This window comes from Corynebacterium tapiri, assembly GCF_006334925.1.
In the GTDB taxonomy this organism is placed as follows: domain Bacteria; phylum Actinomycetota; class Actinomycetes; order Mycobacteriales; family Mycobacteriaceae; genus Corynebacterium; species Corynebacterium tapiri.
Window position 1 is genome coordinate 75,301 of record NZ_VDHJ01000011.1, and the last position, 24,488, is coordinate 99,788.

Annotated in this window: 22 protein-coding genes and 1 tRNA gene; 13 read left to right on the forward strand and 10 right to left on the reverse strand. The window is 62.5% G+C overall.

Translation table 11 applies throughout. From position 1 onward, the window contains the following. Positions 1–2 precede the first annotated feature (2 nt). From FHE74_RS08605 to thrE, 4 genes are read right to left on the reverse strand one after another with little or no spacing between them, the layout of a single operon-like run. On the reverse strand, positions 3–440 hold the full coding sequence (locus FHE74_RS08605) for an META domain-containing protein (RefSeq protein ID WP_139466102.1): 438 nt from the start codon (positions 438–440) through the stop codon (positions 3–5). Further along, a complete protein-coding gene (locus FHE74_RS08610; RefSeq protein ID WP_139466103.1) occupies positions 440–1,885 on the reverse strand; it encodes an alpha,alpha-trehalose-phosphate synthase (UDP-forming) in 1,446 nt (481 codons plus the stop codon). Before FHE74_RS08610 ends, FHE74_RS08605 begins: the two co-directional genes overlap by 1 nt. A gap of 12 nt (positions 1,886–1,897) precedes the next feature. Then, positions 1,898–2,266 carry a hypothetical protein gene (locus tag FHE74_RS08615; RefSeq protein WP_139466104.1) on the reverse strand — a complete coding sequence of 123 codons (369 nt, stop codon included), beginning with the start codon at positions 2,264–2,266 and terminating at the stop codon, positions 1,898–1,900. A 56-nt stretch (positions 2,267–2,322) separates the two neighbouring features. Continuing rightward, entirely contained in the window at positions 2,323–3,804 is a 1,482-nt protein-coding gene (gene thrE / locus FHE74_RS08620) for a threonine/serine exporter ThrE (RefSeq protein WP_139466105.1), read from the reverse strand. Between the two features lie 138 nt (positions 3,805–3,942). Between thrE and FHE74_RS08625 the strand changes: the two genes are divergently transcribed. Next, a tRNA-Thr gene (locus FHE74_RS08625) sits at positions 3,943–4,018 on the forward strand. Between the two features lie 180 nt (positions 4,019–4,198). Here FHE74_RS08625 and FHE74_RS08630 read toward each other — a convergent pair. The 3 genes from FHE74_RS08630 to FHE74_RS08640 all read right to left on the reverse strand — a co-directional run bounded on the left by FHE74_RS08630 (position 4,199) and on the right by FHE74_RS08640 (position 6,516). Next, on the reverse strand, positions 4,199–4,537 hold the full coding sequence (locus FHE74_RS08630) for a hypothetical protein (protein ID WP_139466106.1): 339 nt from the start codon (positions 4,535–4,537) through the stop codon (positions 4,199–4,201). 275 nt (positions 4,538–4,812) lie between these two features. Further along, positions 4,813–5,106, reverse strand: a complete 294-nt coding sequence (locus tag FHE74_RS08635) for a beta-class phenol-soluble modulin (protein ID WP_139466107.1) — start codon at positions 5,104–5,106, stop codon at positions 4,813–4,815. A gap of 99 nt (positions 5,107–5,205) precedes the next feature. After that, the gene (locus FHE74_RS08640; RefSeq protein ID WP_139466108.1) at positions 5,206–6,516 is read right to left on the reverse strand and encodes an MFS transporter; all 1,311 of its coding nucleotides are present in this window, start codon (positions 6,514–6,516) and stop codon (positions 5,206–5,208) included. A gap of 103 nt (positions 6,517–6,619) precedes the next feature. Between FHE74_RS08640 and FHE74_RS08645 the strand changes: the two genes are divergently transcribed. The 4 genes from FHE74_RS08645 to FHE74_RS08660 all read left to right on the forward strand — a co-directional run bounded on the left by FHE74_RS08645 (position 6,620) and on the right by FHE74_RS08660 (position 11,572). Beyond that, positions 6,620–8,383, forward strand: coding sequence for a pyruvate dehydrogenase (locus tag FHE74_RS08645; RefSeq protein ID WP_139466109.1), 1,764 nt, complete (start codon positions 6,620–6,622; stop codon positions 8,381–8,383). 52 nt (positions 8,384–8,435) lie between these two features. Next, a complete protein-coding gene (locus tag FHE74_RS08650) occupies positions 8,436–9,347 on the forward strand; it encodes a hypothetical protein (RefSeq protein WP_139466110.1) in 912 nt (303 codons plus the stop codon). 62 nt (positions 9,348–9,409) lie between these two features. Continuing rightward, positions 9,410–10,117 carry a response regulator transcription factor gene (locus tag FHE74_RS08655; RefSeq protein WP_139466111.1) on the forward strand — a complete coding sequence of 236 codons (708 nt, stop codon included), beginning with the start codon at positions 9,410–9,412 and terminating at the stop codon, positions 10,115–10,117. An 18-nt stretch (positions 10,118–10,135) separates the two neighbouring features. Further along, the gene (locus tag FHE74_RS08660; protein ID WP_246049245.1) at positions 10,136–11,572 is read left to right on the forward strand and encodes a sensor histidine kinase; all 1,437 of its coding nucleotides are present in this window, start codon (positions 10,136–10,138) and stop codon (positions 11,570–11,572) included. Here FHE74_RS08660 and FHE74_RS08665 read toward each other — a convergent pair. Beyond that, positions 11,569–11,976, reverse strand: coding sequence for an HIT family protein (locus FHE74_RS08665; protein ID WP_139466112.1), 408 nt, complete (start codon positions 11,974–11,976; stop codon positions 11,569–11,571). The genes FHE74_RS08660 and FHE74_RS08665 overlap by 4 nt on opposite strands. A gap of 26 nt (positions 11,977–12,002) precedes the next feature. Here FHE74_RS08665 and purD point away from each other — a divergent pair, with 26 nt between their 5' ends. Together purD and purB are read left to right on the forward strand one after the other, a co-directional pair. Further along, entirely contained in the window at positions 12,003–13,283 is a 1,281-nt protein-coding gene (gene purD / locus FHE74_RS08670) for a phosphoribosylamine--glycine ligase (protein WP_139466113.1), read from the forward strand. An 11-nt stretch (positions 13,284–13,294) separates the two neighbouring features. After that, positions 13,295–14,725, forward strand: coding sequence for an adenylosuccinate lyase (purB, locus tag FHE74_RS08675; RefSeq protein ID WP_139466114.1), 1,431 nt, complete (start codon positions 13,295–13,297; stop codon positions 14,723–14,725). Here purB and FHE74_RS08680 read toward each other — a convergent pair. Continuing rightward, a complete protein-coding gene (locus tag FHE74_RS08680) occupies positions 14,722–15,450 on the reverse strand; it encodes a hypothetical protein (RefSeq protein ID WP_139466115.1) in 729 nt (242 codons plus the stop codon). The genes purB and FHE74_RS08680 overlap by 4 nt on opposite strands. 116 nt (positions 15,451–15,566) lie before the next feature. On the opposite strand from FHE74_RS08680, the gene FHE74_RS08685 reads away from it, so the two are divergent. The 4 genes from FHE74_RS08685 to FHE74_RS08700 all read left to right on the forward strand — a co-directional run bounded on the left by FHE74_RS08685 (position 15,567) and on the right by FHE74_RS08700 (position 20,723). Next, positions 15,567–16,460 (forward strand): phosphoribosylaminoimidazolesuccinocarboxamide synthase, encoded by an 894-nt coding sequence (locus FHE74_RS08685; protein ID WP_139466116.1) that lies wholly within the window; start codon positions 15,567–15,569, stop codon positions 16,458–16,460. Positions 16,461–16,522: 62 nt separating this feature from the next. Then, on the forward strand, positions 16,523–18,652 hold the full coding sequence (locus FHE74_RS08690; protein WP_139466117.1) for a S9 family peptidase: 2,130 nt from the start codon (positions 16,523–16,525) through the stop codon (positions 18,650–18,652). A gap of 56 nt (positions 18,653–18,708) precedes the next feature. Next, positions 18,709–20,007, forward strand: coding sequence for a cation:dicarboxylate symporter family transporter (locus FHE74_RS08695; protein ID WP_246049246.1), 1,299 nt, complete (start codon positions 18,709–18,711; stop codon positions 20,005–20,007). 38 nt (positions 20,008–20,045) lie between these two features. Continuing rightward, the gene (locus FHE74_RS08700; RefSeq protein ID WP_139466146.1) at positions 20,046–20,723 is read left to right on the forward strand and encodes a DUF2334 domain-containing protein; all 678 of its coding nucleotides are present in this window, start codon (positions 20,046–20,048) and stop codon (positions 20,721–20,723) included. Here FHE74_RS08700 and FHE74_RS08705 read toward each other — a convergent pair. Then, entirely contained in the window at positions 20,720–23,284 is a 2,565-nt protein-coding gene (locus FHE74_RS08705; RefSeq protein ID WP_246049247.1) for an ExeM/NucH family extracellular endonuclease, read from the reverse strand. The two genes, FHE74_RS08700 and FHE74_RS08705, sit on opposite strands and share 4 nt — an antisense overlap. 284 nt (positions 23,285–23,568) lie before the next feature. Between FHE74_RS08705 and purS the strand changes: the two genes are divergently transcribed. Then, a complete protein-coding gene (gene purS / locus FHE74_RS08710) occupies positions 23,569–23,805 on the forward strand; it encodes a phosphoribosylformylglycinamidine synthase subunit PurS (protein ID WP_139466120.1) in 237 nt (78 codons plus the stop codon). Then, the gene (gene purQ / locus FHE74_RS08715) at positions 23,802–24,482 is read left to right on the forward strand and encodes a phosphoribosylformylglycinamidine synthase subunit PurQ (RefSeq protein WP_139466121.1); all 681 of its coding nucleotides are present in this window, start codon (positions 23,802–23,804) and stop codon (positions 24,480–24,482) included. The genes purS and purQ overlap by 4 nt, the downstream gene beginning before the upstream one ends. Positions 24,483–24,488: the final 6 nt, after the last annotated feature.

Here is a 24,488-nt window from a genome sequence, read left to right on the forward strand (position 1 = left end):
GGTTAGACGGTCATGAGGCGTATCGACGGCCCAGTCACCGAGTCGGCATCGCGCCACACCATCTCTGTGGGGCCAGGCCGCAGGATCTCGAAGTTTCGCCCCGGCACCAGCACGTCGGTCATGAGCTGGTGGACGTGCACGCGAGCGCCCTCGCATTGATCCTGCTCCTTGAGCTGCACATCCTGGATTGTGACGTGCTGCTCGTCGAGCTCGATCTTGGCACGCATGATCGCGCAGCCGGTTTGGGTGACCGCGCTGTGCTCGGTCAGGCGGATGTTGGCGGTGCCGGCTGCGGATTCGGGCAGGGCGGAGGGGGCCTCCTCGGTGAGGTAGACGTCGGTGACCTGCCAGGTCTGGCCTATGACCTGATCTTCTTGTGCACCCGAGCTACAACCAACGAGCAGTCCCGCACACAGCGGCGCGATGAGAAGCCTTTTCATTACTGGGCCTTCTTCAGGCTGTCCAGGAATGCTTGCGCCCACAGATCCACGTCGTGCTCGATGACCTGTGCGTGCATGGCGCGCATCCGCTCAGCTGTGACCTCCGGGGTGCGCTTAAGCCCCTGCACCGCCTGCACGATCGCCTGCTTGGCCGACTCCATATCAAACGGGTTGCACAGATACGCCTGATTCAGCTCAGCGGCGGCACCGGCGAACTCGGACAACACCATCGCACCCGAACCATCGCCGTGGGTGGCCACATATTCTTTGGCCACCAGGTTCATGCCGTCCTTAAACGGCGTGACCACCATGACGTCGGCGGCCGCGTAGTAGGCCTGCAGCTCCGGTTTGGGCAGCGACTGATGTAGGTAGTGCACGACCGGGTGCCCCAGCGTGGCAAACCGCCCGTTAATGCGCCCAACAGCCTCCTCCACGGCCGAGCGGGTGCGCTGGTAGTGCTCGATGCGCTCGCGCGAGGGCGTAGCAATCTGCACGAAGGTGACGTCTTCGGGAGCAAGGGCGCCGTCGGCAAGCAACTCCTCCAGAGCGTTGAGGCGCTGCAGGATGCCCTTGGTGTAGTCGAGGCGGTCGACTCCCAGCAGCAGCGTGGTGTCGGCACCGAGCTGTTCGCGAAGCTTTGCGACGTGCGCCTTATCCACCTCCACCAGGTCCGTGGGATCAATCGAAATGGGGTAGGCCGCAACGCCCACCGAGCGACCATCGCTAGAGGTGACGTGGGCGGTGATCTCACGAACGCTGGCGTGGCCGGTGACCTCGAAGGAATCAGGCAGACCAGTGTGCCCACCTGAAACACCGGAGACGCTGCGTACGAGCTGCAGGAAGTTATCCGCGTTGGCCTTGAGATGGAAACCGATGACGTCGGCGCCCAGCAACCCGCGCACGATCTCCTCGCGCCAGGGCAACTGGCGGAACAAATCCGGGGAGGGGAAGGGGATGTGCAGGAAGAAGCCGATGGTCAAGTCCGGACGCATCTGGCGCAGGATGCCGGGGACGAGCTGGAGCTGGTAGTCCTGCACCCAGACGGTTGCTCCGTGCGCGGCGACACGGTCGACCTCTACGGCAAAGCGGTGGTTAACGTCGCGGTACGCCTGCCACCAGGAACGGCTGTACGTCGGGGTGACGATGAGGTCGTGGTAGAGCGGCCACAGCGTGGCGTTGGAGAATCCCTCGTAGAAGCGCTCGAAGTCGTCGCTCGTGAGCGAGACGGGGTGGAGCAGCACTCCGTCGTCAGTGCGGAAGGGCTCGGGGGCGGCGTCGGCCACCCCTGGCCAGCCGACCCAGCAGCCCTGGTGAGCGGACAGCACCGGCGTGAGGGCGGTAACCAAACCGCCGGGGGAGGCGATCCACTTTTCCGTGCCGTCGTCGGCGGTGGTGAGGTCTACCGGCAACCGGTTGGCTACGACGACAAAATCATTCCCGCTCACGCCAGCTCCTTGTTATTCGCTGTCAGCGCTCTTTTTGGTGGTCTTCTTGGCGGCCTTCTTGGTCGTCTTCTTCGTCGACTTCTTCGTGGCCTTCTTGGTCGTTTTCTTCGTGGTCTTCTTGGCGGCCTTGGTCGCCTTCTTGGTGGTCTTCTTTGTCGACTTCTTGGCCGGAGCCTCAGCCTGCTCGGCGGCGATCTCTTCAGCCACCTTCTTGTGGATCAGACCGGTGGGCTCAACGCCCAGCATGCACATCAGCGTGACGGCGTCGAAGTAGTCTTCGGCGTACGTGGATACGATGCGGCGAGCGTTGCTGGCGGTCTCCGACTCGATGGCCTCGATCTCTTCGGCGCTCGGGCGGGTGTCATGGACCTTCGGCGGCACGTAAAACTCCTGATCGTGTGCGGTCTGGATGTAGCAGATAGTTCATTCTACGCTATTTAGCGCGGTCGCTTGGGCATGCGCCCGCGCGTGGAACCGGCACGCTGCGCGCGGGCGAGTGCTTGGAAGGAGAAGCGGCGCGCGCGTCGTAAAGCGGCATAGGGTTTGAACTTTTGCGGGCGACGGATGCGACGAGCTGTCCACTCGCCGAGGACCACTCCGGCAGCCAGCGATCCGCCAATGGCGAGTGCCAAAAAGAGGTTGGTAAAGCCCAGCAGCGTCTGCTCGGTGACCAGGGCGTACATCGAGCGGTAGAGCATGAGGCCCGGTAGCAACGGCGTGATGCCCGAGATCGCCGTAATCAGCGGCGGGATGAGGAAGCGGCGTGCCAATAGGCCACCGGCCAGACCCACCACGGCTGCCGATGCCGCGGAGGCGGTGACCACACCGACGCCCAGGGGAAAGAACACGAAGTAGTACACCGAAGCGCCCAGGATTCCCGCGGCAGCGGAAACCCACACGGCCATGCGTTCGCCGTAACAGCCAATGGCAAAGCCGGCACAAATTACCGCCGAGGCCAGCACCATGACCACGCGGGAGGTGAAGTTGGGTGGACTTGTCGCCTCCATGGGTGGAAGGACGATGCCGGCAAATCCCGCTGCTTTTAGCCCGAGGGCGACGCCTGCCACCACTCCGGCGGTCATGAGGAGGGTGTCAAAGAACCGGGCGGAGCCGGTCACCGCGGCACCCGTCATCCCGTCCTGCAGCGACTGCACCAGGGACAAACCGGCCAGCAGCACGATGATGCAGGAGGCAATGATCTGGCTGGGTTTGATCTGCCACCCTGCCATTTGTGCAAGTTCATAAATGATCGCCGCGGGCAGTGTGGCTACCACTCCGCCGAAGATCTGCAGGAAGAAGTCGGGCATTCCGCGCCGGGCCAGCACCTCGTTCATGACGATGATCACCAGCGACGTGATAAACGCGACCGCGGCGACGAACAGGCCACCACCCAGCAGGATCGCGACGGAGCCACCCAAGAGGGCCCAGCCCCACATGGCCGTTTTGAAGCCATAGTCACGCGGGCGCGCCTCAATCTCATCGAGCACGCGCTCGGCAACCGCCGGGGTGGTTGCACCAGCCTGGATCGAGCGGATCAGGCGGTCGACCTCGGCGAGCTTGGAAAAGTCGGTCTCGAACTTTCGGGAGACGCGGAAAATCTGCACCGGGGTGCGCTCGTCATTGCCGATGGTGGTCGCGATCGTGATGGTGTTGAACGTGATAGCGATGTGGCAGTACCACAGACCGTACGCAGCGGTCACCGCGCGAATCTGGGCGCGGACGTCCTGGTTTCCCGTGCCCGAGGACAACAGGATGTCTCCTACACGCGCACCGATCTCCATGATTCCGGCCACCTGCTTGGGGTCCTGCAGGTCGATCGGCGCCAGGGGAGAGGGCGGCGGAGCAGCACGGGCGGTATCGACTGTTGCGAGTCGGCCGGAGCCGGGAAGAAGCGCACTGAGGCGCTGAAAAACGGACACGGGCGGGCCACCACCGTTCACCTAGGACCACAAATAAAACTGCTGTGAACTCTAGTTGGTTGGGCAAGTGTGGGTTTCACTCGCGCGTCGGTTACACTCTCATCTCAGCCGAGAATGCTGCAATCGCTTCTCGACGATGCTGGAGTGGCGCAATTGGTAGCGCAACGGTCTTGTAAACCGTAGGTTGTGGGTTCAAGTCCCATCTCCAGCTCCAAAACCCCAGGTTAAACGCTTGGGGAATGTTTCGCCCTTAGGGGATTGGGGGTAAAGCCTCCAAAAAACCGCCTAAAAAGCGGCACTCTTTATCAGGCGGCCGGCCTAGCGCACGGAAGTCACCCGTCCACCCTCAGGCGTTTAAAACCGCTTAAACAGCGAATCTGACCAGGCGTTTTGCCTAAAACCCAACGGCTGCGCGCACCTCAGGGGATACGTCGTTTACATCCGCGACCTTGAGGATCAGGTCAGGCGGGCCGAAGCGCTTCAGGAACATCTCACGCGCCTGGTCAATGGGGACGTCACGATCAGCGCAGTTGCAGATGAAGTCCTGCATCTGATCACTCAAATCAGCTGCGTCGACGTCAATCAGAAACTTCGACGTCGCGGAAAAGATCTTTTCCCCGTCAAACTTCACCACTGCGACTTTGTCTCCAACGGAGTAGACCCAAGCAGTGCCCTCGGCACGATCCTCGCGCCACACCGCATAATGCTTAGACGGCAACATCTCAAGCCCCATTGGCTTGTACCTTCCAGGCATCTTGACCAATCACCTCCATACACAGGTTCATAAGATCGACTGCTCTAGGTTCGCGACAATTTCAAATTTGCGCGCTCAACCAGCACAAATCTTAGTGACTGCAGAAGTTCCCACAGCGAACAACGCCAAACCGATGTTGATAAAGAGTCATGACGTGGGGCTAACCGGTTCAGGCCGAGCTCCACAACGCTAAACGCCCCGTACCAGCCGGCAGGTACGGGGCGTTTGGTTATGTATGCGAGGAGAAAAGCGGATTACTTCTCAGCAGCCTCGGTTGCGGTCGTTGCAGTGGTGGCTGCCTCGGTGGTCTCAGCCGCGTCGGAAGCGGAGGAGAGGTCAGCGGAGGTAGCGGAGTCGGCAGTGGTCGCAGCGTCAGAGGCGGTTGCGGCGTCAGATGCCGAGGAGGAGTCAGCAGCGGAGGAACCCAGGTCCAGTACGTCGCCCAGGGTGCCGAAGATGGACTTGACCAGGCCAGTCCAGTTGTTGTCGATGGCGGCGGTGACGATGCCGCTGACGTTCTCTCCGAGGCCAGAAACGAGATCAGACATGATGTTTACCTTCCGGTCGATGAAGTGTGAATCGCTTCGAATTTCTTGTTCTTCGAGGCGATGACTTCACTCTGGCATCCGGTCACCGGGCGGCGCTATCTACTTTTGGACCCTGATTGTGTGATCCACCTGAGATGCACTTTGCGCCCTCGTTGGATCTGCGACAAAAGCCAACACAACCGCGCCTGCTGCCAAAATTATCCCGATTCCAATTACTCCATAGCGGTCACTCCCACCACCCAGGGAAACCATTGCGCTAAACGCCAAGGGCGCTAGCCAGCTGACTGCCCGCCCGGTGGTGGTGTAGAACCCGAACATCTGGCCGCTGCGCTCTGCCGGGGCGATGCGGGCCAATAGCGACCGGGACGAAGATTGGGCGGGACCCACAAAGACGCACAGCAAAAGGCCCAGGATCCAGAAGGCCACCGGTCCATCGACCGCGAAGAGGAGCCCGGCACATGCGATGAGCGCCAGCAAAGAGGCCATGATGACGGATTTGGGGCCGAATCGGTCGTCGACAAGCCCTCCCAGCAGCGCACCAACGGCGGCGGTGATGTTGGCGGCGATGCCGAATATGAGCACGTCAGCGGGTTTTAATCCGTACACGCTGACGCCGAGGATCGCGCCGTAGGTAAATACTCCGGCGAGGCCGTCACGGAAGATGGCAGACGCGATGAGGAAGCGGACTGCGTTGCGGTCCAGGTGCCACAACTGCTTGAGTTCGCTCCAGAGTCGCCGGTAAGAATCCGCGATGCTGCCGGGATGCGTGGACGCCGGCGTGGACTCGGGGACGAACAGCAATAGCGGGATTGAGGAGAGCCCGAACCAGGCTGCAGCCACGACCGCGACCACGCGGATATTCAACCCATTTTCCGTGGGAATGCCCAGCACGCCGCCGTCGCCCGAAATGAAGAATACGTAGCACAGCAGTAGGAGAACTATCCCGCCTACGTATCCCATGGCCCAGCCGAAACCGGAAACTCGACCGACCGTTTTAGGCGTTGAAATCTGGCTCAATTGGGCGAAGTAATTCACCTCGGCGCATTCAAAAGTTACTGAGGCTAAAGAAAGGAGAAATAGACCCAGCCAGAAATACTGCGGGCCGGTATTGCTGACCAAAAACAGTGCCGCCATCAGGGCGACGGTGATCCACGTCCATACGCCCACCGCTCGTTTACGGCGACCGTGCAGATCGCTTCTCTGCCCCATCATCGGGGTTATCAGGGCCACGGCGATGCCTCCGAGCGCCAGCGCGAAGGAAAGCCACTGGGCGGGGGTGAAGGCGCTGTGGATCTGCGTACCTACGGACTCCACGAGGTACACGGAGAAGATGAAGGTGATCAGCACGGCGTTGAACGCGGCGGAGCCGAAGTCCCACACCGCCCATGACACGACGGCGCGGTTTCTCATGGGCACCAACTTTAGCGTCTGACCAGCAATCTGGCGTGACGCCGAGGAAAAGAGAACACTGGGGGACTGCATTATCCGCGAATTTTTTCTCAGGACGGTAGCTATGGCTAGAAATTTTGCCCAGCAACTGGTGGAGACCCTCGAAAAGCAGGGGGTCAAGCGCATTTATGGCTTGGTGGGAGATAGCTTGAACCCCATCTCGGATGCGGTGCGCAAGTCCTCCATCGAGTGGATCCACGTACGTAACGAGGAGGCCGCTGCCTTCGCCGCGGGTGCCGACTCCCTGACCACCGGCGATCTCGCCGTGTGTGCCGGATCGTGCGGCCCGGGAAACACCCACCTGATCCAGGGGCTTTACGACGCCCACCGCAACGGCGCCAAGGTGTTGGCTATCGCCAGCCACATCCCCAGCCTGCAGATCGGCACCTCCTTCTTCCAGGAGACGCACCCGGAGTACATCTTCCAGGAGTGCTCGGGTTACTGCGAGGTCGCACACTCCGCTGACCAGGGCGCTCGCATTCTGCACAATGCCCTGCAGTCGACGATGGCCGGAAACGGCGTGTCCGTGATCGTGGTCCCCGGTGATGTTTCGGGCCTGGAAGCTGCAGATGACACCTTCACCGATTCGGTGATCGCTCAGGGCCGGCCAGTGGTCTACCCGGACGCTCGCGAGGCTGCTCGCCTGGTTGACGCGATCAACGAGGCCAAGACCGTCACCCTCTTCTGCGGTGCCGGCGTGGCCAACGCGCGCGAGCAGGTCTTCGCGCTGGCCGAGAAGATCAAGTCGCCGATTGGCCATGCCTTTGGCGGCAAGCGCTTCATCCAGTACGACAACCCCTACGACGTGGGCATGTCCGGTCTGCTCGGTTACGGTGCCTGCACCGAGGCCATGCACGATGCGGATCTGCTCATCCTGCTGGGCACGGACTTCCCGTACCAGGATTGGCTGCCGTCCAAGAACGTCGCGCAGATCGACGTCGATGGCTCCCACATCGGTCGCCGCACCACGGTGAAGTACCCCGTCGTGGGCGACGTTGCCGCCACATTGGACAACATCCTGCCGCACATTGAGGAAAAGACCGACCGTTCCTTCCTGGACAAGAAGCTGCGCGAGCACGCCGATGCCCTGGAGAACGTGGTGGAGGCCTACACGCGTAAGGCCGATGAGCTCAAGCCCATCCACCCGGAGTACGTGGCTTCTCTGGTGGACGAGCTGGCCAGCGACGACGCGATCTTCACCGTGGATACTGGTATGTGCAATGTCTGGGCGGCGCGTTACATCACGCCGAACGGCAAGCGCATGGACATCGGTTCCTACAAGCACGGCACCATGGCCAATGCGATTCCGCAGGCCATCGGTGCGCAGGCTGCCAACCCCGACCGTCAGGTGGTGACGTTCTCTGGTGATGGTGGAACGGGCATGCTGCTGGGAGAGTTGCTGACCGTAAAGCTGCACCAGTTGCCGATCAAGATGGTGGTGTTCAACAACTCCACCCTGGGCATGGTCAAGCTCGAGATGCTGGTGGCCGGCCTGCCACACTTCGGCACCGACCACGAGGGCGTGAACTTCGCGCAGATCGCCGAGGCAATCGGGATCAAGTCCTTCCGCGTGGAGGATCCGGCGCAGCTGCGCGACACCTTGGCGCGTGCCATGGCGCACCCCGGCCCGGTGCTTATCGACGTCGTCACCGACCCCGATGCCCTGTCTATCCCGCCGAACATCACGTGGGACATGATGATGGGCTTCTCGCGCGCAGCGGCCAAGACCGTCTTTGGTGGTGGCGTGGGAGCGATGATCGACCTGGCTCGCTCGAACCTGCGTCACATTGGAGCAGCGGCAACCATCGAAAAGAACAATTTGCTGTGAAAACCATAAGATTTCGTGCGCAAATCGATTAGCCGTACTAGTGTCCGGTTTTATGAAACGGATCACAATTGCGGTTGTAGCCGCGTGCGCAGGTTTATTGGCTAGTTGTTCGGGAGCGGATAACGCAGCTCAGCCGGGTGGTGGCGCTGCCGGTTCCGGCGGCTCCTCGGCTGAGCTGAAGGCCATCACGGACAATGCGGACTTCGCGTCCAAGATGAACTGCTTCGAAATGCCTGACTCCGTGGCAGGAAAGACGACCCTGACGTGCAGTTCCAAGCCGGAGTCCGGTCTGACTGCCGCCTACAAGTTCGCCTCGAAGAAGGACTTCGCCAGCGCCGAGGAGTTTGGAAACGCAGACGTCGATGCGAGCGTCGAGCAGACTGCCCAGGCTGATAAGTCCATGAGCGAGGACCAGCTCCGGCAGGCATTCTTGGGTTCCCTTTTCATTGTGGATGGCGAACAGGTCGTGGGTACCTGCACTGGTATGGAGGATGCGTGCCAGCAGGGGGTTGAGCCCCTCAAGATGACCTCCAAGCCGCACCCTGAAAACACCTCGAAGCAGGACATCGACGCCTACTACCAGCAGCAGGAGGACCAGAAGAAGGCGGACGAGGAGAAATCCAAGGCCGAGGCCCAGCTCTTCGACCCGAATGCCCCGCTGGCCCCGTACGCAGGCTTCAAGTCTGCTACCGAGGCCAGGGCGTCCATCAACAAGCTTGACCCAGAGGCCAACTGCTCCACCAAGCAGTTTAAGGATGGCGAGGGCGTCGATTGTGGCCTGTCCATTCTCGCGCTGGGCAAGGACAAGAAGTTCCTGCAGGACAGCGGCATGAACAAGGAAGAGACCCACACCAACATCTTCTTCGTCGAAAAGGACGGCTGGACCATGGCCTGCCCGGAGTACAAGAAGGGGCTGTGTGAGAAGGTCGCGGAGTACGCTGGGGCAGAAGTAAAGCCGGAGTAGCATTCAGCTAACCGTCAGAATGCTTTCAGTCCACCAGCAGTGCAAAGGTGTTAACTAGCGTCATGTCTGAGAACAACGCCGCCATTAAGGTCCTCGTCGTCGATGATGAGCCCAACATCGTCGATCTGCTCAACGTGAGCCTAAAATTCCAGGGTTTCGAGGTCTCTACCGCTGACTCCGGTCAGCAGGCCCTGGAGGTGGCGCGCGAGGTGCGTCCCGACGCCTTCATCCTCGACGTCATGATGCCGGGCATGGACGGCTTTGAACTGCTGGGAAAGCTCCGCGATGAGGGCCTAGATGGTCCGGTTCTGTACCTCACGGCTAAGGACGCGGTGGAAGATCGCATCCATGGCCTGACTATCGGTGCGGACGATTACGTGACCAAGCCCTTCTCTTTGGAGGAAGTCATCACCCGACTGCGCGTGATCCTGCGTCGTGGTGCGGTGGGCGAAGAGTCCGAAGGCGATGGCACCATCCGCTACGCCGACCTGACCCTCAACGATGACACCCACGAGGTGACCAAGGCGGGGCAGATCATCGAGCTTTCTCCCACCGAGTTCAACCTCCTGCGTTACCTCATGCTCAATGCCGAGGTGGTGTTGTCCAAGACCAAGATCCTGGACAATGTGTGGCACTACGACTTTGGCGGCGACGGCAACGTCGTCGAGTCCTACATCTCCTACCTGCGTCGCAAGATCGACACCGGTGACACTCCACTGATCCAGACCGTGCGCGGTGTGGGTTACGTGCTGCGAACCCCGCGCACCTAAAGCGGCCGGCTAGTCATTGTGACGTCGGCAGAAAACCCCTACCAGGGCAGAGAAGCAACTCCGGAAACCCCGGCCGTGCGCCGGGTCTTCAGCCTGCAGACCCTCTTGGTGGTCATCATCGTGGTGATTTCCTCGATTGGTCTGATCGGCAGCTCTATCGCTGTGACCACCGTTATGCGTGGCGTTCTCATGGAGCGCGTGGACACCGATCTATCCGCCAGCCTCGAGGGATGGGTGAGAAACCCTGAGCTCTACGAGTCGGGCGTAGCCGTCGGCCCACCCAGCGACTTCGCTGTCCTGCAAATTACCTCCACCGGGCGCCAGGTGTGGCTGAACTATGGGGATACGCGCCCTAACTTCGGGGAATTGCGTATCGACGCCGGCCCGACCACCGTCGACTCGTTACCCGGGTCACGGCAGGATGTGGAATGGCGTGCCATGGGGGTGACCACCTCGGACGGGGTCACCATCGTCGCTAAGTCCCTCGAGCGCGAGAACCTGATGATCCGTGCTCTCGTGCTTGCCCAGCTGTTCATCGCCCTGATCGTCCTGGCGCTCATGGCGATGGTGGGCGCGTTATTTATTCGCCGCGCGCTTACGCCCTTGCGAGAGGTAGAGCTGACCGCCCGCGCCATTGCTGCCGGAGACCTGGATCGCCGTGTGCCTACCTGGCCGGAGAGCACTGAGGTTGGTCGGCTTTCCGCGGCACTGAACGTGATGCTCGCGCGCCTGCAGCGATCCATTGAGACTCTGCAGCATAAGGAGGAGCAGATGCGCCGGTTTATCGGCGATGCTTCCCACGAGCTGCGAACCCCGCTGACCAGTGTGCGTGGTTATACCGAGCTGTACCGCTCGGGGGCGACGGATGATGTGGACAAGGTCTTTGACAAGATCGATGCCGAATCCGGACGAATGAAGCTGCTGGTGGAGGACCTGCTCGCGCTCACCCGCGCCGAGGGCTCTCGGCTCTCATTGCAGCCGGTCGACTTGCTCGAGGTCGCGCTGGCTGCCCGCGGTTCCGCTCGAGCCGCCTTTGCCGGCCGTACGGTTGAGGTGGTCAATGAGGCCGAGACGATGCCAGTGGTCAACGGCGATCCCGATCGCCTACACCAGGTGCTGCTGAACCTGATCACCAACGGACTGCGACATGCGGGCGAGGACGCAGAGGTCACGGTCACCTTGCGCAATGACGATCGCGACGTAGTCCTCGAAGTCCAGGACAACGGCAAGGGGATGGCACCCGAGGTGTCCGAGCACATCTTCGAGCGCTTCTACCGCGAGGACTCCTCCCGCTCCCGCGGGGCAGGTGGCGGTTCGGGCCTGGGCTTGGCGATCGTCAAGTCCCTGGTGGAGCAGCACGGCGGCACCGTGGTCGTTGATTCCACCCTGGGTGAGGGCTCGACCTTCCGGGTGAGGCTGCCGCGGCTGCTCAACCCGGAAAACGCTCAGCGCTAGACCCGCTCGAGCGCGGTACGGATCTTTTCGGCGGCGCGGTCCATCTCGTCTGCATCCGTCTCGTCCATCGCCATCACAGAGGAGAGGTCGTAGCCGGCCATGCCATTGGCTGGGAAGACATGGATGTGCGTATGAGGAACCTCAAACCCGGCGATGACCACACCGGCGCGCTCGCAGTCGAAGGCAGACGTGATTGCCGCGCCTACGCGCTGGGCGACGGCGGAGACCTTGGCCCAAACGTGCGGATCTAGGTCGGTCCACTTGTCCACCTCGGCCACTGGAACGACCAGGGTGTGGCCGTAGCGAATCGGCTCGACGGTGAGAAAGGCGACGACGTCCTCGTCGCGGTAGACAAAGCGGCCCGGGAGCTCGCCGTTGATGATTTTGGTGAACACGCTACTCATACTCGCTAAGTCTAGGATGAGTGACTATGAAAACTCTCGTCTTAGGTTCCGGCGGGCGCGAGCACGCCCTGGTCGCTGCTCTGCACCGTGATGCCCACACCACTGACCTGCACTGCGCGCCGGGCAACCCTGGCATTGCCCAGCTGGCCACGTGTCATGCAGTGGACGCTACTGATGCCACTGCCGTAGTGGCTCTCGCCAAGGAGCTAGGCGTGGAGCTGGCCGTGATCGGCCCGGAGGCTCCGCTGGTGGCCGGTGTCTCTGACGCTCTGCGCGAGGCAGGCATCGCTGTTTTCGGCCCGTCTCAGGCAGCCGCTCGTCTCGAGGGCTCGAAGGCCTTTGCCAAGGAGGTCATGGAGGCAGCCGGTGTTCCTACCGCCCGGGCGCAGGCTTTGCACGTCGATACGCGAGAAGAAGACATTGAGGCTGCGCTGGACGCTTTCGGTCCGACGTACGTGGTCAAGGATGACGGTCTGGCTGGCGGCAAGGGCGTGGTGGTCACCCCGGATCGCGGGCAGGCGCGGGCCCATGTGGATGCGGTTCTCGCGGCTGGAAATCCGGTGTTGTTGGAATCCTTCCTGGACGGGCCCGAGGTTTCCCTGTTCTGCCTGGTCGATGGCACCACGGTGGTTCCGCTGCTGCCGGCGCAGGATCACAAGCGTGCCTACGACAACGACGAGGGCCCCAACACCGGAGGCATGGGTGCGTACACGCCGCTTCCCTGGCTTCCCGAGGGCGGCGTCGAGCGGATCGTGCGCGAGATTGCCCAACCGGTTGCCGAAGAGATGGTGCGTCGCGGAACTCCCTATCAGGGGCTGCTGTACGTCGGCGCGGCCTGGGGTAGCGCCGGCCCGCAGGTGGTCGAGTTCAACGCTCGCTTCGGCGATCCCGAGACTCAGCCGGTGCTGTCCCTGCTGCGCTCCTCGCTGGGCCAGGCGCTGCACGCGGTAGCGACGGGAACCCTGTCAGAGATCCCCGCGCTGGAGTGGGAGGATGCTTTTGCTGCCACCGTGGTCGTGGCCGCTGAAGGCTATCCGGAATCCCCACGCAAGGGGGACCCCATCTCGGGGGAGGGGCTTAACGACGCCTCTCAAGCCATCCATGCCGGTACCAAGCTCGACGGTGAGCAGCTGGTCAGCGCCGGTGGACGCGTGCTCAGCGTCATGGGCAAGGGAAAGACCTTGCAGGACGCCTTGGCCGCGGCCTACGAGCGCGTGGATCGCATCAACCTGCCGGGCTCCTTTGTGCGCCGCGATATCGGAGCCAAGGCTGCGCGTGGTGAGGTGCATATTCCCTCCGTGCAATAAGCTCGTAAGCCGTGGCTACGAAGAAACCGATTACAAACGTCCTCGCGCACCGGTATGCCTCCCACGGGATGGCAGAAATCTGGAGCCCCGATACCAAGATCGTCTTGGAGCGCCAGCTCTGGGTAGCTGTGATGAAGGCGCAGCGCTCCATGGGGATCGACATCCCCGCTGCTGCCATTAGTGCTTATGAAGGTGTGCTGGATCAGGTCGATCTGGACTCCATCGCCGAGCGCGAGCGGGTAACGCGCCACGACGTGAAGGCCCGCATTGAGGAGTTCAATGCGCTGGCCGGTCACGAGCACATCCACAAGGGCATGACCAGCCGCGACCTGACCGAAAACGTCGAGCAGCTGCAGATTTACCGCTCTTTGGAGCTCGTGCGCGATAAGTCGATTGCTCTGGTTGCACGTGTCGGCGAGCGTGCCGAGCAGTACCAGTCCCTCGTCATGGCAGGGCGTTCCCACAACGTTGCCGCCCAGGCAACCACTCTGGGCAAGCGTTTTGCGTCCGCCGCCGACGAGATTCTGACTGCTCTGGCGCGTATCGACGATCTGCTCAACCGCTACCCGCTGCGCGGCATCAAGGGCCCGATGGGCACTGCTCAGGACATGCTGGACCTGGTGGGTGGCGACAACAACAAGCTCGCCAGCCTGGAACGCTCCATCGCTGACTTCCTGGGCTTCCGCTCTGTCTTTGACTCTGTGGGGCAGGTGTACCCGCGTTCGCTGGACTTCGATGCCGTGTCCGCCCTGGTGCAGCTCGGTGCCGGACCGTCGTCGTTGGCCACCACGATTCGCCTCATGGCAGGCAACGAGACGGTGACCGAGGGCTTCAAGGAGGGCCAGGTCGGCTCCTCCGCCATGCCGCACAAGATGAACGCACGCTCCTGCGAGCGCGTCACCGGTTTCCAGGTCATCCTGCGTGGCTACCTGACCATGGTCTCTGACCTGGCCGGTTCTCAGTGGAACGAGGGCGACGTGGCGTGCTCTGTTGTGCGTCGAGTAGCGCTGGCTGACGCCTTCTTCGCCATCGACGGAATGCTGGAGACCATGCTCACCGTCCTCGAGGAGTTCGGTGCATTCCCCGCCATGATCGAGCGGGAGCTCGAGCGTTACCTGCCGTTCCTGGCCACCACCCGTCTGCTCATGGCGGCCGTGCGCGCGGGCGTGGGGCGCGAGCAGGCTCACGAGATCATCAAGAAGCACGCGGTTGATGTGGCGCTGAACATGCGCGAGAACGGTGGTGAGCAGGACCTGGTCCAGCGCTTGGCGGCGGACAGCGCATTCCCATTGGGGGAGGCGGAGCTCGAGCAGGCGCTGGCGGATCGCCACGCCTTTATTGGAGCAGCGGAGCCCCAGGTTGCTCACGTACTCACGCGCATCCGCGAGCTGGTGGGCGATCACCCGGAGGCGGCTAACTACCGCCCCGGAGAGATCCTCTAGTTAGACCAGACAATGGGGCCGGACGGGATGGTCTCCTCGTCGCCGTCGAACTTGGCGCCGGTGGGGCCGTCGTTGGCTCCGGTGTCAAAGCCCACGGCGGCGGCCTTGTAGGTCTTGCCCACCTCCGGGTGGAAATCGCCGATGCGGTCCTCTTCGGGGATGCCGCAGGCAGTCTCGAGGAATCCCGCGGACATGGGCAAAAGCTCGTTGGCGAAGTCGTAGCCGGAGGTATAAACCTTGAAGTCCGGCTCCTTCACCGTGGCGTCGGCCGGCGTTGCCTTGTCGGCGGGGCCGAGGTAGACGGCGTCGATCATGACGCACTTGATCTCCGAGAGCTGGTCGTAGCCCTCGCCCTTCGCCAGGGGACCGCCGACGTGCTTTTCGGCATCCGCCTTGCTTACAGTCTTGATCTCGGTGGGTGCTACCGCCCAGTCAAAGACCTGGTCCTTGTGGTTCTTCACGCCGACTCGCAGGAGCTGGCCCAGCGGCATCTGGGTATCCGGCGCGGCGTACTCCTGCGGCACGTTGGCCGGGATCGGGTGAGATGTCGTCGTCTCTGTCGTAGACGTCGCGCTGGTTTCCGTGGTGGTGGCGGCAGTCGTGGGAGCCGCGGTGGTAGAGCTGGCCTCAGCGGTCTTCTCGTCGTTTCCAGAGCAGGCGACCAAGCCTGCTGAGGCGACGAGTACTGCGCCCATTGCAGTGCCAAATCGAATAGCGCTGTTCATAGTAAAGCCTTTCGATAGACTCGAATGTGATGCAGGCCATAAGCTCGCCTGTGGCATAGATCATATACAGGTGGCTCGTTCGCGTGCAGGGGGCCACAGGAATACAATCCCCTTTCATGCGCCCTGAGCTGTCCGAGTACAACCACCTTTCTGCAGGTAAGGTCCGCGAACTCTACGAGATCGACGATGATCATCTGCTGATGTACGCCACTGATCGAATTTCAGCGTACGACCATGTTTTGACCCCGGAGATCCCCGATAAGGGGCGCGTTCTCACGGCAATGAGCATGTTCTTCTTCGATCAGCTTGACGTGCCCAACCATCTCGCAGGTGATGCCGAGGACCCCCGCATCCCGGAGGAGGTCCTAGGACGCGCGCTGGTGGTGAAGAAGCTGCGCATGCTTCCCTTCGAGTGCGTGGTGCGTGGTTACCTCACCGGCTCTGGCCTGGTGGAGTACCGGGAGAACCAGCAGGTGTGTGGAGTTCCGCTGCCCGAGGGACTGACGGAGGCCTCCAAGCTCGAGGAGCCCATCTTCACCCCGGCCACCAAGGCGGAGCTGGGTGACCACGACGAGAACGTGCCCTTTAGTGCGGTTGAGGATCGCCTAGGTGAGGCCCGCGCCCAGGAGCTGCGCGAGACCTCCTTGGAGATCTACCGCAAGGCCGCCGAGATCGCCGAGCGTCGCGGCATCATCCTGGCCGATACCAAGTTCGAGTTCGGCCTGGACAGCGACGGTACGCTCACGCTTGCCGACGAAGTACTCACCCCCGACTCCTCCCGCTACTGGCCGGCCGAGGGCTACCGGGAGGGGCAGGTCCAACCCAGCTTTGACAAGCAGTACGTGCGCAACTGGCTCACCGGGCCGAAGTCTGGATGGGACAAGAACTCGGATGTTCCGCCACCCGCCCTGCCTGGAAGCGTGGTCGAAGCAACTCGGGAACGCTACATCGAGGCGTACGAACGACTCAGTGGTGAGAAGTTCTGCGAATGGGTCGGCAAGTGCGTGTAGTCAGCGGTTCTTAACCGTTGAGGTGTGCAGGGGCGTCGATACGCGTGTGTATCCTCGCCCCCATGTCACAACAACTCCCACCCATTGCCGCGAAGAAGCCTGTCACCCGCACGTTCCACGGACGCGAGTTTGTGGACAATTACGAGTGGCTGCGGCAGAAGGATGCTCCCGAGACTCGGGAGTACCTGGAAGCGGAAAACGCCTACACCCAGGAGCAGACTAAACACCTGGAGGCTCTCACCGAGGAGATCTACGGCGAGATCAAGTCGCGTGTGAAGCAGACGGACATGTCCGTTCCCGTGCGCTCGGGGGACTGGTGGTACTACGGGCGCACCGAAGAAGGCAAGAGCTACGGGCAATCCTGCCGCCTGCCGGCCTCGGCTAGCGCAGACCCCTGGACCCCGACGGTGATTGAAGAGGACACTCGCCCCGCCGACGAGGAAATCTTGCTGGACCTCAACGAGATGGCCGAGGGGCACGAGTTCTTCTCGCTGGGTGCCTCGAGCGTGACGGTCTCGGGGCGTTACCTGGCGTACTCCGTGGATACCGAGGGCGACGAGCGTTTCACGCTGTACGTCAAGGATCTGGAGACGGGACAGCTGCTGGACGACGTCATTACTGACGTCTTCTACGGCGCGACGTGGGCCGGGGAGGAGTACCTCTTCTACCAGCGCGTGGACGCGGCCTGGCGCCCGGACACCGTGTGGCGTCACCGCATCGGCACCCCCAGCGAGCAGGATGTGTTGGTTTACCGCGAGGACGACGAGGCGTTCAACGTGGGAATCGGGGCAACCCGCAGCGAAAAGTTCCTCATCATCGAAAGCGGCTCGAAGATCACCACCGAGGTGCGTTACACCTCCGTGGATACCCCGGAGGCAGAATTCGAGGTGCTGTGGCCGCGCGAGGCCGGTGTGGAATACGCCGTGGACCATGCGGTCGTGGCGGGGGAGGATCGCTGGCTGGTTACCCACAACGCCACCGGCCCTAACTTCGCCGTCGCCGAGTGCGCCGTGGGCACGCAGCTGCCGGCATTGCGCGAACTGAACGAGCTCGTAGCGCACGATGACGACAAGCGCATCGAGGGCGTGGACACCTTCGCGGAGCACATCGTCATGGACTACCGCTCCGGTGCTATCGGGCGGGTAGCCATCATGCGGCTGAGCTCGGACGGATTTACACAGTTCGAGCCCGTGGAGTTCGACGAAGAGCTGTACACGTGTGGGGTTGCGGCCAATCCGGAGTGGGAGGCCCCGAAGTTGCGGTTGACCTACACCTCTTTGACTCAGCCCACCCAACTGTTGGAGCTCGAGGTGGCCACGGGCGAGCGGGAAGTGTTGAAGTCTCAGGAAGTGCTCGGCGGTTATGACCCCGCGAAGTACACCGCCTACCGCCTGTGGGCTACCGCCCCCGATGGGGAGCAGATCCCACTCTCGGTGGTGCATCGAGTCGACCTCGATGTGAGCTCGCCCCGCCCCACGCTGCTCTACGGTTATGGGTCCTATGAAGCCAGCATGGATCCGACCTTCTCGGTCTCTCGCCTCTCCCTGCTGGATCGGGGGATGATCTTCGTTATCGCCCATATCCGCGGTGGCGGAGAGATGGGACGGCGTTGGTATGACAACGGCAAGGGATTGAGAAAAAAGAATACCTTTACCGACTTCATTGCGGCTGCTGATGAATTGATCAAGCGCGGCATGACCGAGCCGAAACTATTGGTCGCCGAAGGCGGTTCCGCCGGCGGAATGCTGATGGGTGCAATCGCCAATATGGCACCCGAGAAATTCGCGGGCATCCAGGCGATCGTCCCCTTCGTCGATCCACTGACGTCCATGCTTATGCCCGAGCTTCCGCTTACCGTCACGGAGTGGGATGAGTGGGGGGACCCCTTCCATGATCCCGAGGTCTATGACTACATGGCCTCCTACGCGGCCTACGAGAACGTATCGGCGCAGGATTATCCGGACATTCTTGCGGTGACCAGTCTCAATGACACCCGCGTGCTCTATGTGGAGCCGGCAAAGTGGATCGCCCAGCTGCGCGCCACGGCAACCGGTGGGCAGTTCCTGCTCAAGACGGAGATGGCCGCCGGCCATGGTGGAGTGTCGGGCCGTTATGAAAAGTGGCGCCAGACGGCCTTTGAGTACGCCTGGGTTATCGACAAAGCAAAGGCGGGGGTGAATTCCACCAATTAATGCGATAGCGCGGCGTTATGATGAAGAAAAATGCCTGGGATGGAAAGGCCCTCAACATGTCTTCATCAACACCGCGGAAAGACCGCACCCACTGGCTCTATATCGCAGTGATCGTCGCGGTTATTGGTGGCATCATCGTGGGGCTTGTGGCGCCCGACGTGGCGAAGGAACTCAAACCGCTGGGAACCACCTTCGTCAAACTCATCAAGATGATCATCGCCCCGGTCATCTTCTGCACCATCGTTATTGGTGTGGGATCCGTGCGCAACGCCGCCACAGTCGGTAAGGCCGGCGGTATTGCCCTGGGTTACTTCCTCACCATGTCCACTTTCGCCCTGGCGATCGGCTTGTTCGTCGGTAACCTGCTCAAGCCGGGCGAGGGTCTGGACATCGCTGGCTCGAGTGGCGAGGGAGAGAAGATCCTGGAAAAGTCCGCCGAGGGCTCGCACGGTCTGGTCGATCAGATCCTGCCGTCGACGTTCTTCTCAGCATTCACTTCTGGCTCTGTGCTGCAGGTCCTGTTCATTGCACTCCTGGTGGGCTTTGCGGTACAAGCCCTGGGCAAGGAGGGCGAGCCGATTATCGGGGCGATCACCAAGCTGCAACAAGTGGTGTTCAAGATCCTGTCGTGGATCCTGTGGCTGGCCCCGATTGGTGCCTTTGGTGCGATCGCCGGTGTGGTGGGAGATACCGGTATGGAGGCCGTGATCCAGCTGGGCATCCTCATGCTCGCCTTCTACATCACGTGCGCGATCTTCGTCTTTGGTGTGCTGGGGTTGATCCTCAAGGTGGTCACCGGAGTAAACATCTTCTCGCTGTGCAAGTACCTGGGACGCGAGTTCCTGCTCATCGTGGCCACCTCCTCCTCGGAGTCCGCGCTGCCCAACCTCATGCGCAAGATGGAGCACCTAGGCGTGGACCGCTCCACCGTCGGCATCGTCGTTCCCACCGGTTACTCCTTTAACCTCGACGGCACCGCGATTTACCTGACCATGTCCGCGATCTTCATCTCCGATGCGATGAACATGCCGATGAGCCTGAGCGAGCAGGCCGGCCTGCTGGTCTTCATGATCATCGCCTCCAAGGGCGCAGCCGGTGTCTCCGGCGCTGGCCTGGCAACCCTGGCCGCCGGCCTTCAGGTCCACCGGCCAGAGCTGCTCAACGGCGTGGGCGTCATCGTGGGCATCGACCGCTTCATGTCCGAGGCCCGCGCTCTGACCAACTTCGCCGGCAACTCTGTGGCCACGCTGCTGGTCGGTCGCTGGACCCAGACCGTGGATCTGGATCGGGTTAAGGAGGTGCTGCGTGGCGACGACCCATTCGTCCCCGCAGTGGAAGGGGAGCACGCTCACTAGCCCAGCGCATTCGCCTTAGGCGTGCGATAATGTCCGCCGTGTCAGGCAAACTTCTCGTCTCCGTCTCCTCGATCTTCCACGACACCGTGGAGCACGTAGACGCACTGCTTGCCAAGCTTGACGCGGCGGACATTCCTGTCTCGCTGCTTGTCGCCCCGCACATCGATGGCAGCTGGCATCTGGCTAAGGATAAGCAGGTGCGCACATGGCTGAAGAAGCGTTGCGACGAAGGCCGCCCCCTCATCCTCAACGGCTTTGACAAGGCCGTGCAGGGGCGACGCGCAGAGTTCGCCTCCCTGGATGCCTACGAGGCACGGCTGCGCTTGAAGGGCGCGACGCGGCAGATGAGCTCGCTGGGGTTTGAAACGCCTCTGTTTGCACCCCCGCGTTGGCGCATGTCCGCCGGAACGCTCTCGGTGTTGCCCGAGTTCGGATTCACGCTCGCGGCCTCTACCAAGGGCATCCACAACCTACGCAACCAGGACTTTTATGCCTGCCGAAACCTCTCCATCGGCGAGGGCTTCGGAGCTGCGTCCTGGTGGCGCGCCGGGGTCATTCGGGCCGCCGAAAGAGGAGCCGCCCGCGGCAACTCGATCCGCTTGTCCATCTCAGCGAGGAACTTGCGGGATAAGAAGACCGTGAAGGACTTCGTGGGTGCTGCGCGGGCGGCGCGTGCGGCGGGCGCTCAGCCCGCCGACTATGCGGCGTTTCTCTAGCTCGAGCTAGAGCCGCGGGAGGACAGCGAGGACAGCGACGGCAGCGATGAGGAGCCGAATAGGCTGGACAGGCCAGACTGGCCCTGCTCAGGCTGCGGCTGTGGCTGCGGCTCCGGGGCCGGCTGGCTGGTGCCGCCCAGGTTCAGTCCAACCTTGATCGGGTCGTGGTCGGAGGAACGGAAAGGCGAGTCGTCGTAGACATCGACGGCGTTGTAGTTGCGGCGCGAGTACTCAAAGGCAATCGACTCGTCGGCGTTGATGTTCCACACGCGTGCGTCAGCGACAAGTTCCTGAGCCTTCGGGTTAGCCAGGGCGTGGTCCAGGGAGCCTTGCTGGCCACCGAACAGGTAGGTCGGCTCCTCGCCCAAGTTGGCAAAGCCGGCCTCCTCGAGCACCTTGACGGAATCCTCCTGGGAGTAGGAGTTCAAATCACCCAGGATGAACACGGGCTGATCGGCCCAATCGCTCTGCGCGTTGAGGTGGCTCAGCAGAGCCTTGGCCTGGGAGACGCGCAGGTTGGCGTTGTTACCCTGGCCGTCGCCGGTGTCCTTGTCGTCGAAGGCAACCGAGCCCTTGGACTTGAAGTGGTTGGCCACGGCCACAAAGGTGGAGTCACCCTGGGTGGACTTGAACTGCTGGGCGAGCGGCTGGCGGGCGGTGCCGGTGAATGCGCCGTCATCGAAGATCCGGGACTCGCCGACCGGCTCGACCTTGGCCGGATTGTAGATGAAGGCCACGCGGATCGCGTCCTCGCTGGCCGGCAGGGTGGCCGGGGACTTGGCGTAGGCCCAGCGCTGCTCGCCGGCGGCGGCGTTGAGAGCATCGACCAGCTGGGCAAGGGACTCGTCGCGACGCGAGACATCACCCGTCACGGTAGCGGTGTTTTCGATCTCGGAGAGGGACACGACGTCAGCGTTCATGCGGTTGATCGCGGCGACGATCTTGCGCTGCTGATCCTCGAAGGCCTGCTGGCTGTAAGCGCCGCGCACGTCGCAGTTGCGGGCGGTGACCGGCGCCCCCTTGGAGTCGGTGTAGGAATCGCAGCCCGGCACGTCCTCGCCGAGGGTGGTGAAGTAGTTGAGCACGTTGAACGCGGCGATCGAGGTGTCGCCGGCCACCGAATCCATCGCGGACAGCTCGGCCTCGCGGGAGTTCTGCCAGGTGATCGGCAGATCCGCGGTGTTGGTGTTGCCGGTCACCGGCTGGGTCGGCTGCAGGCGCCACTGGTCGTGGTCGAAGTCGAGCACCACCGGGTGGGCAAAGTCGACGCCGTCGCCCACGCGCAGCGGGGCCGTAGTGGTGCCGCCGTTCTGGATGAGGTAGGGCAGCGGGGTCTGCTGGTCGCTGCGGCTGTAGTTACGGGTGCGGCCGTCATCCAGAATCAGGCGGCGGGCATCATTCTCGGCTTGCATGGCGGTTGCCTCGGCGCCCGGCGTCACCACGTCGGTGGGCTGGCGCAGGGGAGTGGTGCCGTCGACAAGCCCGACCTCGCCGTAGCTGTTGATCTGGTAGTTGTCCGTCACCGTGTACTGGCCCGTGATGTTGAGCAACATGTGCTCGAGCGGCTCGCGCTCGGCGGGCAACACGGTGATGTCCAGCGGGGTCACCGGGTCCAGGCCCTGTGCGGGGGAGACGGTGACGTCCTTGAGCTGGGTGGTGCCGTAGTGCTCGCCGGCGGTGCCGGTCACGGTCACTGCCTGACCCACGGTGGGGTACACGCCCTGGGAGCCGAGGTACACGAACAGCGCGCTGGAGGCGGTGGCCGCCGGGTCCGGTGTGCCGGCGGTCTGGATGATGAATCCGTCCTTGCCGCCCTCGTTGTACACCGCGGTGACGATGCCCTCGGTGGTGACCACCTTGCCGTCGAACGGGGTAGTCTCGCCGGTTCCCTGGATCTCGGAGATCGGCAGGATCGCGCCGGGCTCGACCGGGGTGACTGGCTCAGTCGGGTCAGTGGGATCGGTCGGGTCTGTCGGCTGAGTCGGGCCGGTAGAGCCGCTGCCCTGCGGGGTCGGAGCACCGGCCACGAAGTCAGCCTGGTTGTTGTCCGTGTCCGCGCCCGGGTTGGTGCGCTGGATGGAGGTCTTGTTGGAGGTCCCCACTGCCGGAGCGCCCTCGAACTCGGCGGCATCTCCCCAGCCGACGAGGTCAACGGGGTTGCCAGAGGCGTCGAGAAGCGTTGCGACGGCCTTAGTACCAGAGAAGTTGAAGCTACCCTCCTCGTCCGCAGCCGGGAGTGCGGTGCTGGGGTTCGCGCCCGCAGCGCCTTGGATGAGGTAGTAGCCGCCGGCCGGGATGGTACCGGTCAGGGAGTGCAGTTTGCCGGTGTTTCCGGCGGCCGACTGCTGGTCGATGGTCCAGCCCTTGAGGTCGATGGGCTGGTCGGTGGGGTTGAACAGCTCAACAAAGTCGTTGGAGAACACGGAACCGGAGTTGCCGCCTCCGCCGTACACCTCCGAAATAACGACGGTGCCTGCAGGGGCAGCGAGGGCAGTGGGGACAACAGCCAGTGGGGTGCACACGCCACAGGCCACGGCCAGTGCGAGGGGACGAAGGCTCACAAGTTCTCCTTGGATGACAGCTCGAGCATGATGAGGACGGAACGTGATTTTTATATGCCGAAAATTATTACTCCGCTGGGCGAAACATTTGGAGATCCTGGGAATTCCACATGGTGTTCACGCTGTTTTTACCGAAGTGTCATCTAGGGAGCCTCGGGGATGAGTTCGCGCCCCGGTCGCGTTATTCCTCCGCGGGCTTTGCCGTTTAGACTTGTCCACCGTGTGAGCACTCACCACGGGTCGCGGCCAGCGGCCCGGCTGGATACGCAAACGTTAGGAATTCCATGGCCCGTGTAGTTGTCAATGTCATGCCGAAGGCGGAGATCTTGGATCCGCAAGGAAAGGCTGTTATCCAGGCGCTTGGGCGCATCGGTGTCTCTGGAGTGATGGATGTGCGCCAGGGCAAGCGCTTCGAGATCGAGGTCGACGAGACCGTGACGCAGGAGCAGCTGGACCACATCGCCTCCACCCTCCTGGCCAACACCGTGATCGAGGATTACACCATCGAGGTGACCCAGTGACGGCACGCATTGGCGTAATTACTTTCCCCGGCACGCTTGACGACGTCGACGCGCTTCGCGCGGTCCGCCTAGCCGGTGCCGAACCCGTATCGCTCTGGCACGCAGACACTGATCTCTCCGGCGTCGATGCAGTCGTTGTGCCTGGCGGCTTCTCCTACGGTGACTACCTGCGCGCCGGGGCTATTGCAGCGATTAGCCCGATCATGACCTCCGTGGTCGAGGCAGCGCGTAAGGGCATGCCGGTGCTGGGCATCTGCAACGGCTTCCAGATCCTTACCGAGGCCGGACTCCTGCCGGGTGCCATCACTCGCAACCAAAACCTGCTCTTCCACTGCACGGACACCTACCTCGAGGTGGCCAACGCCTCGACGGCGTGGACCAGCAACTACGAGCAAGGCCAGCGCATCTACGTGCCGGCAAAGCACGGCGAGGGGCGCTTCCAGGCAGATGCAGCCACCGTGGACATGCTCAACAAGGAAGGCCGCGTGGTGTTCCGCTACACGGATAACTACAACGGCTCGCTGGACGCCATCGCTGGTATCTGCAGCGAAAACGGTCGCGTAGTCGGTCTCATGCCGCACCCGGAGCACGCCATCGAGACGCTGACCGGACCGTCCGTCGATGGTCTGGACATGTTCACTTCCGCCCTGTCCGCTATCACCTCTTCTGTTCGCTAGGAGTCG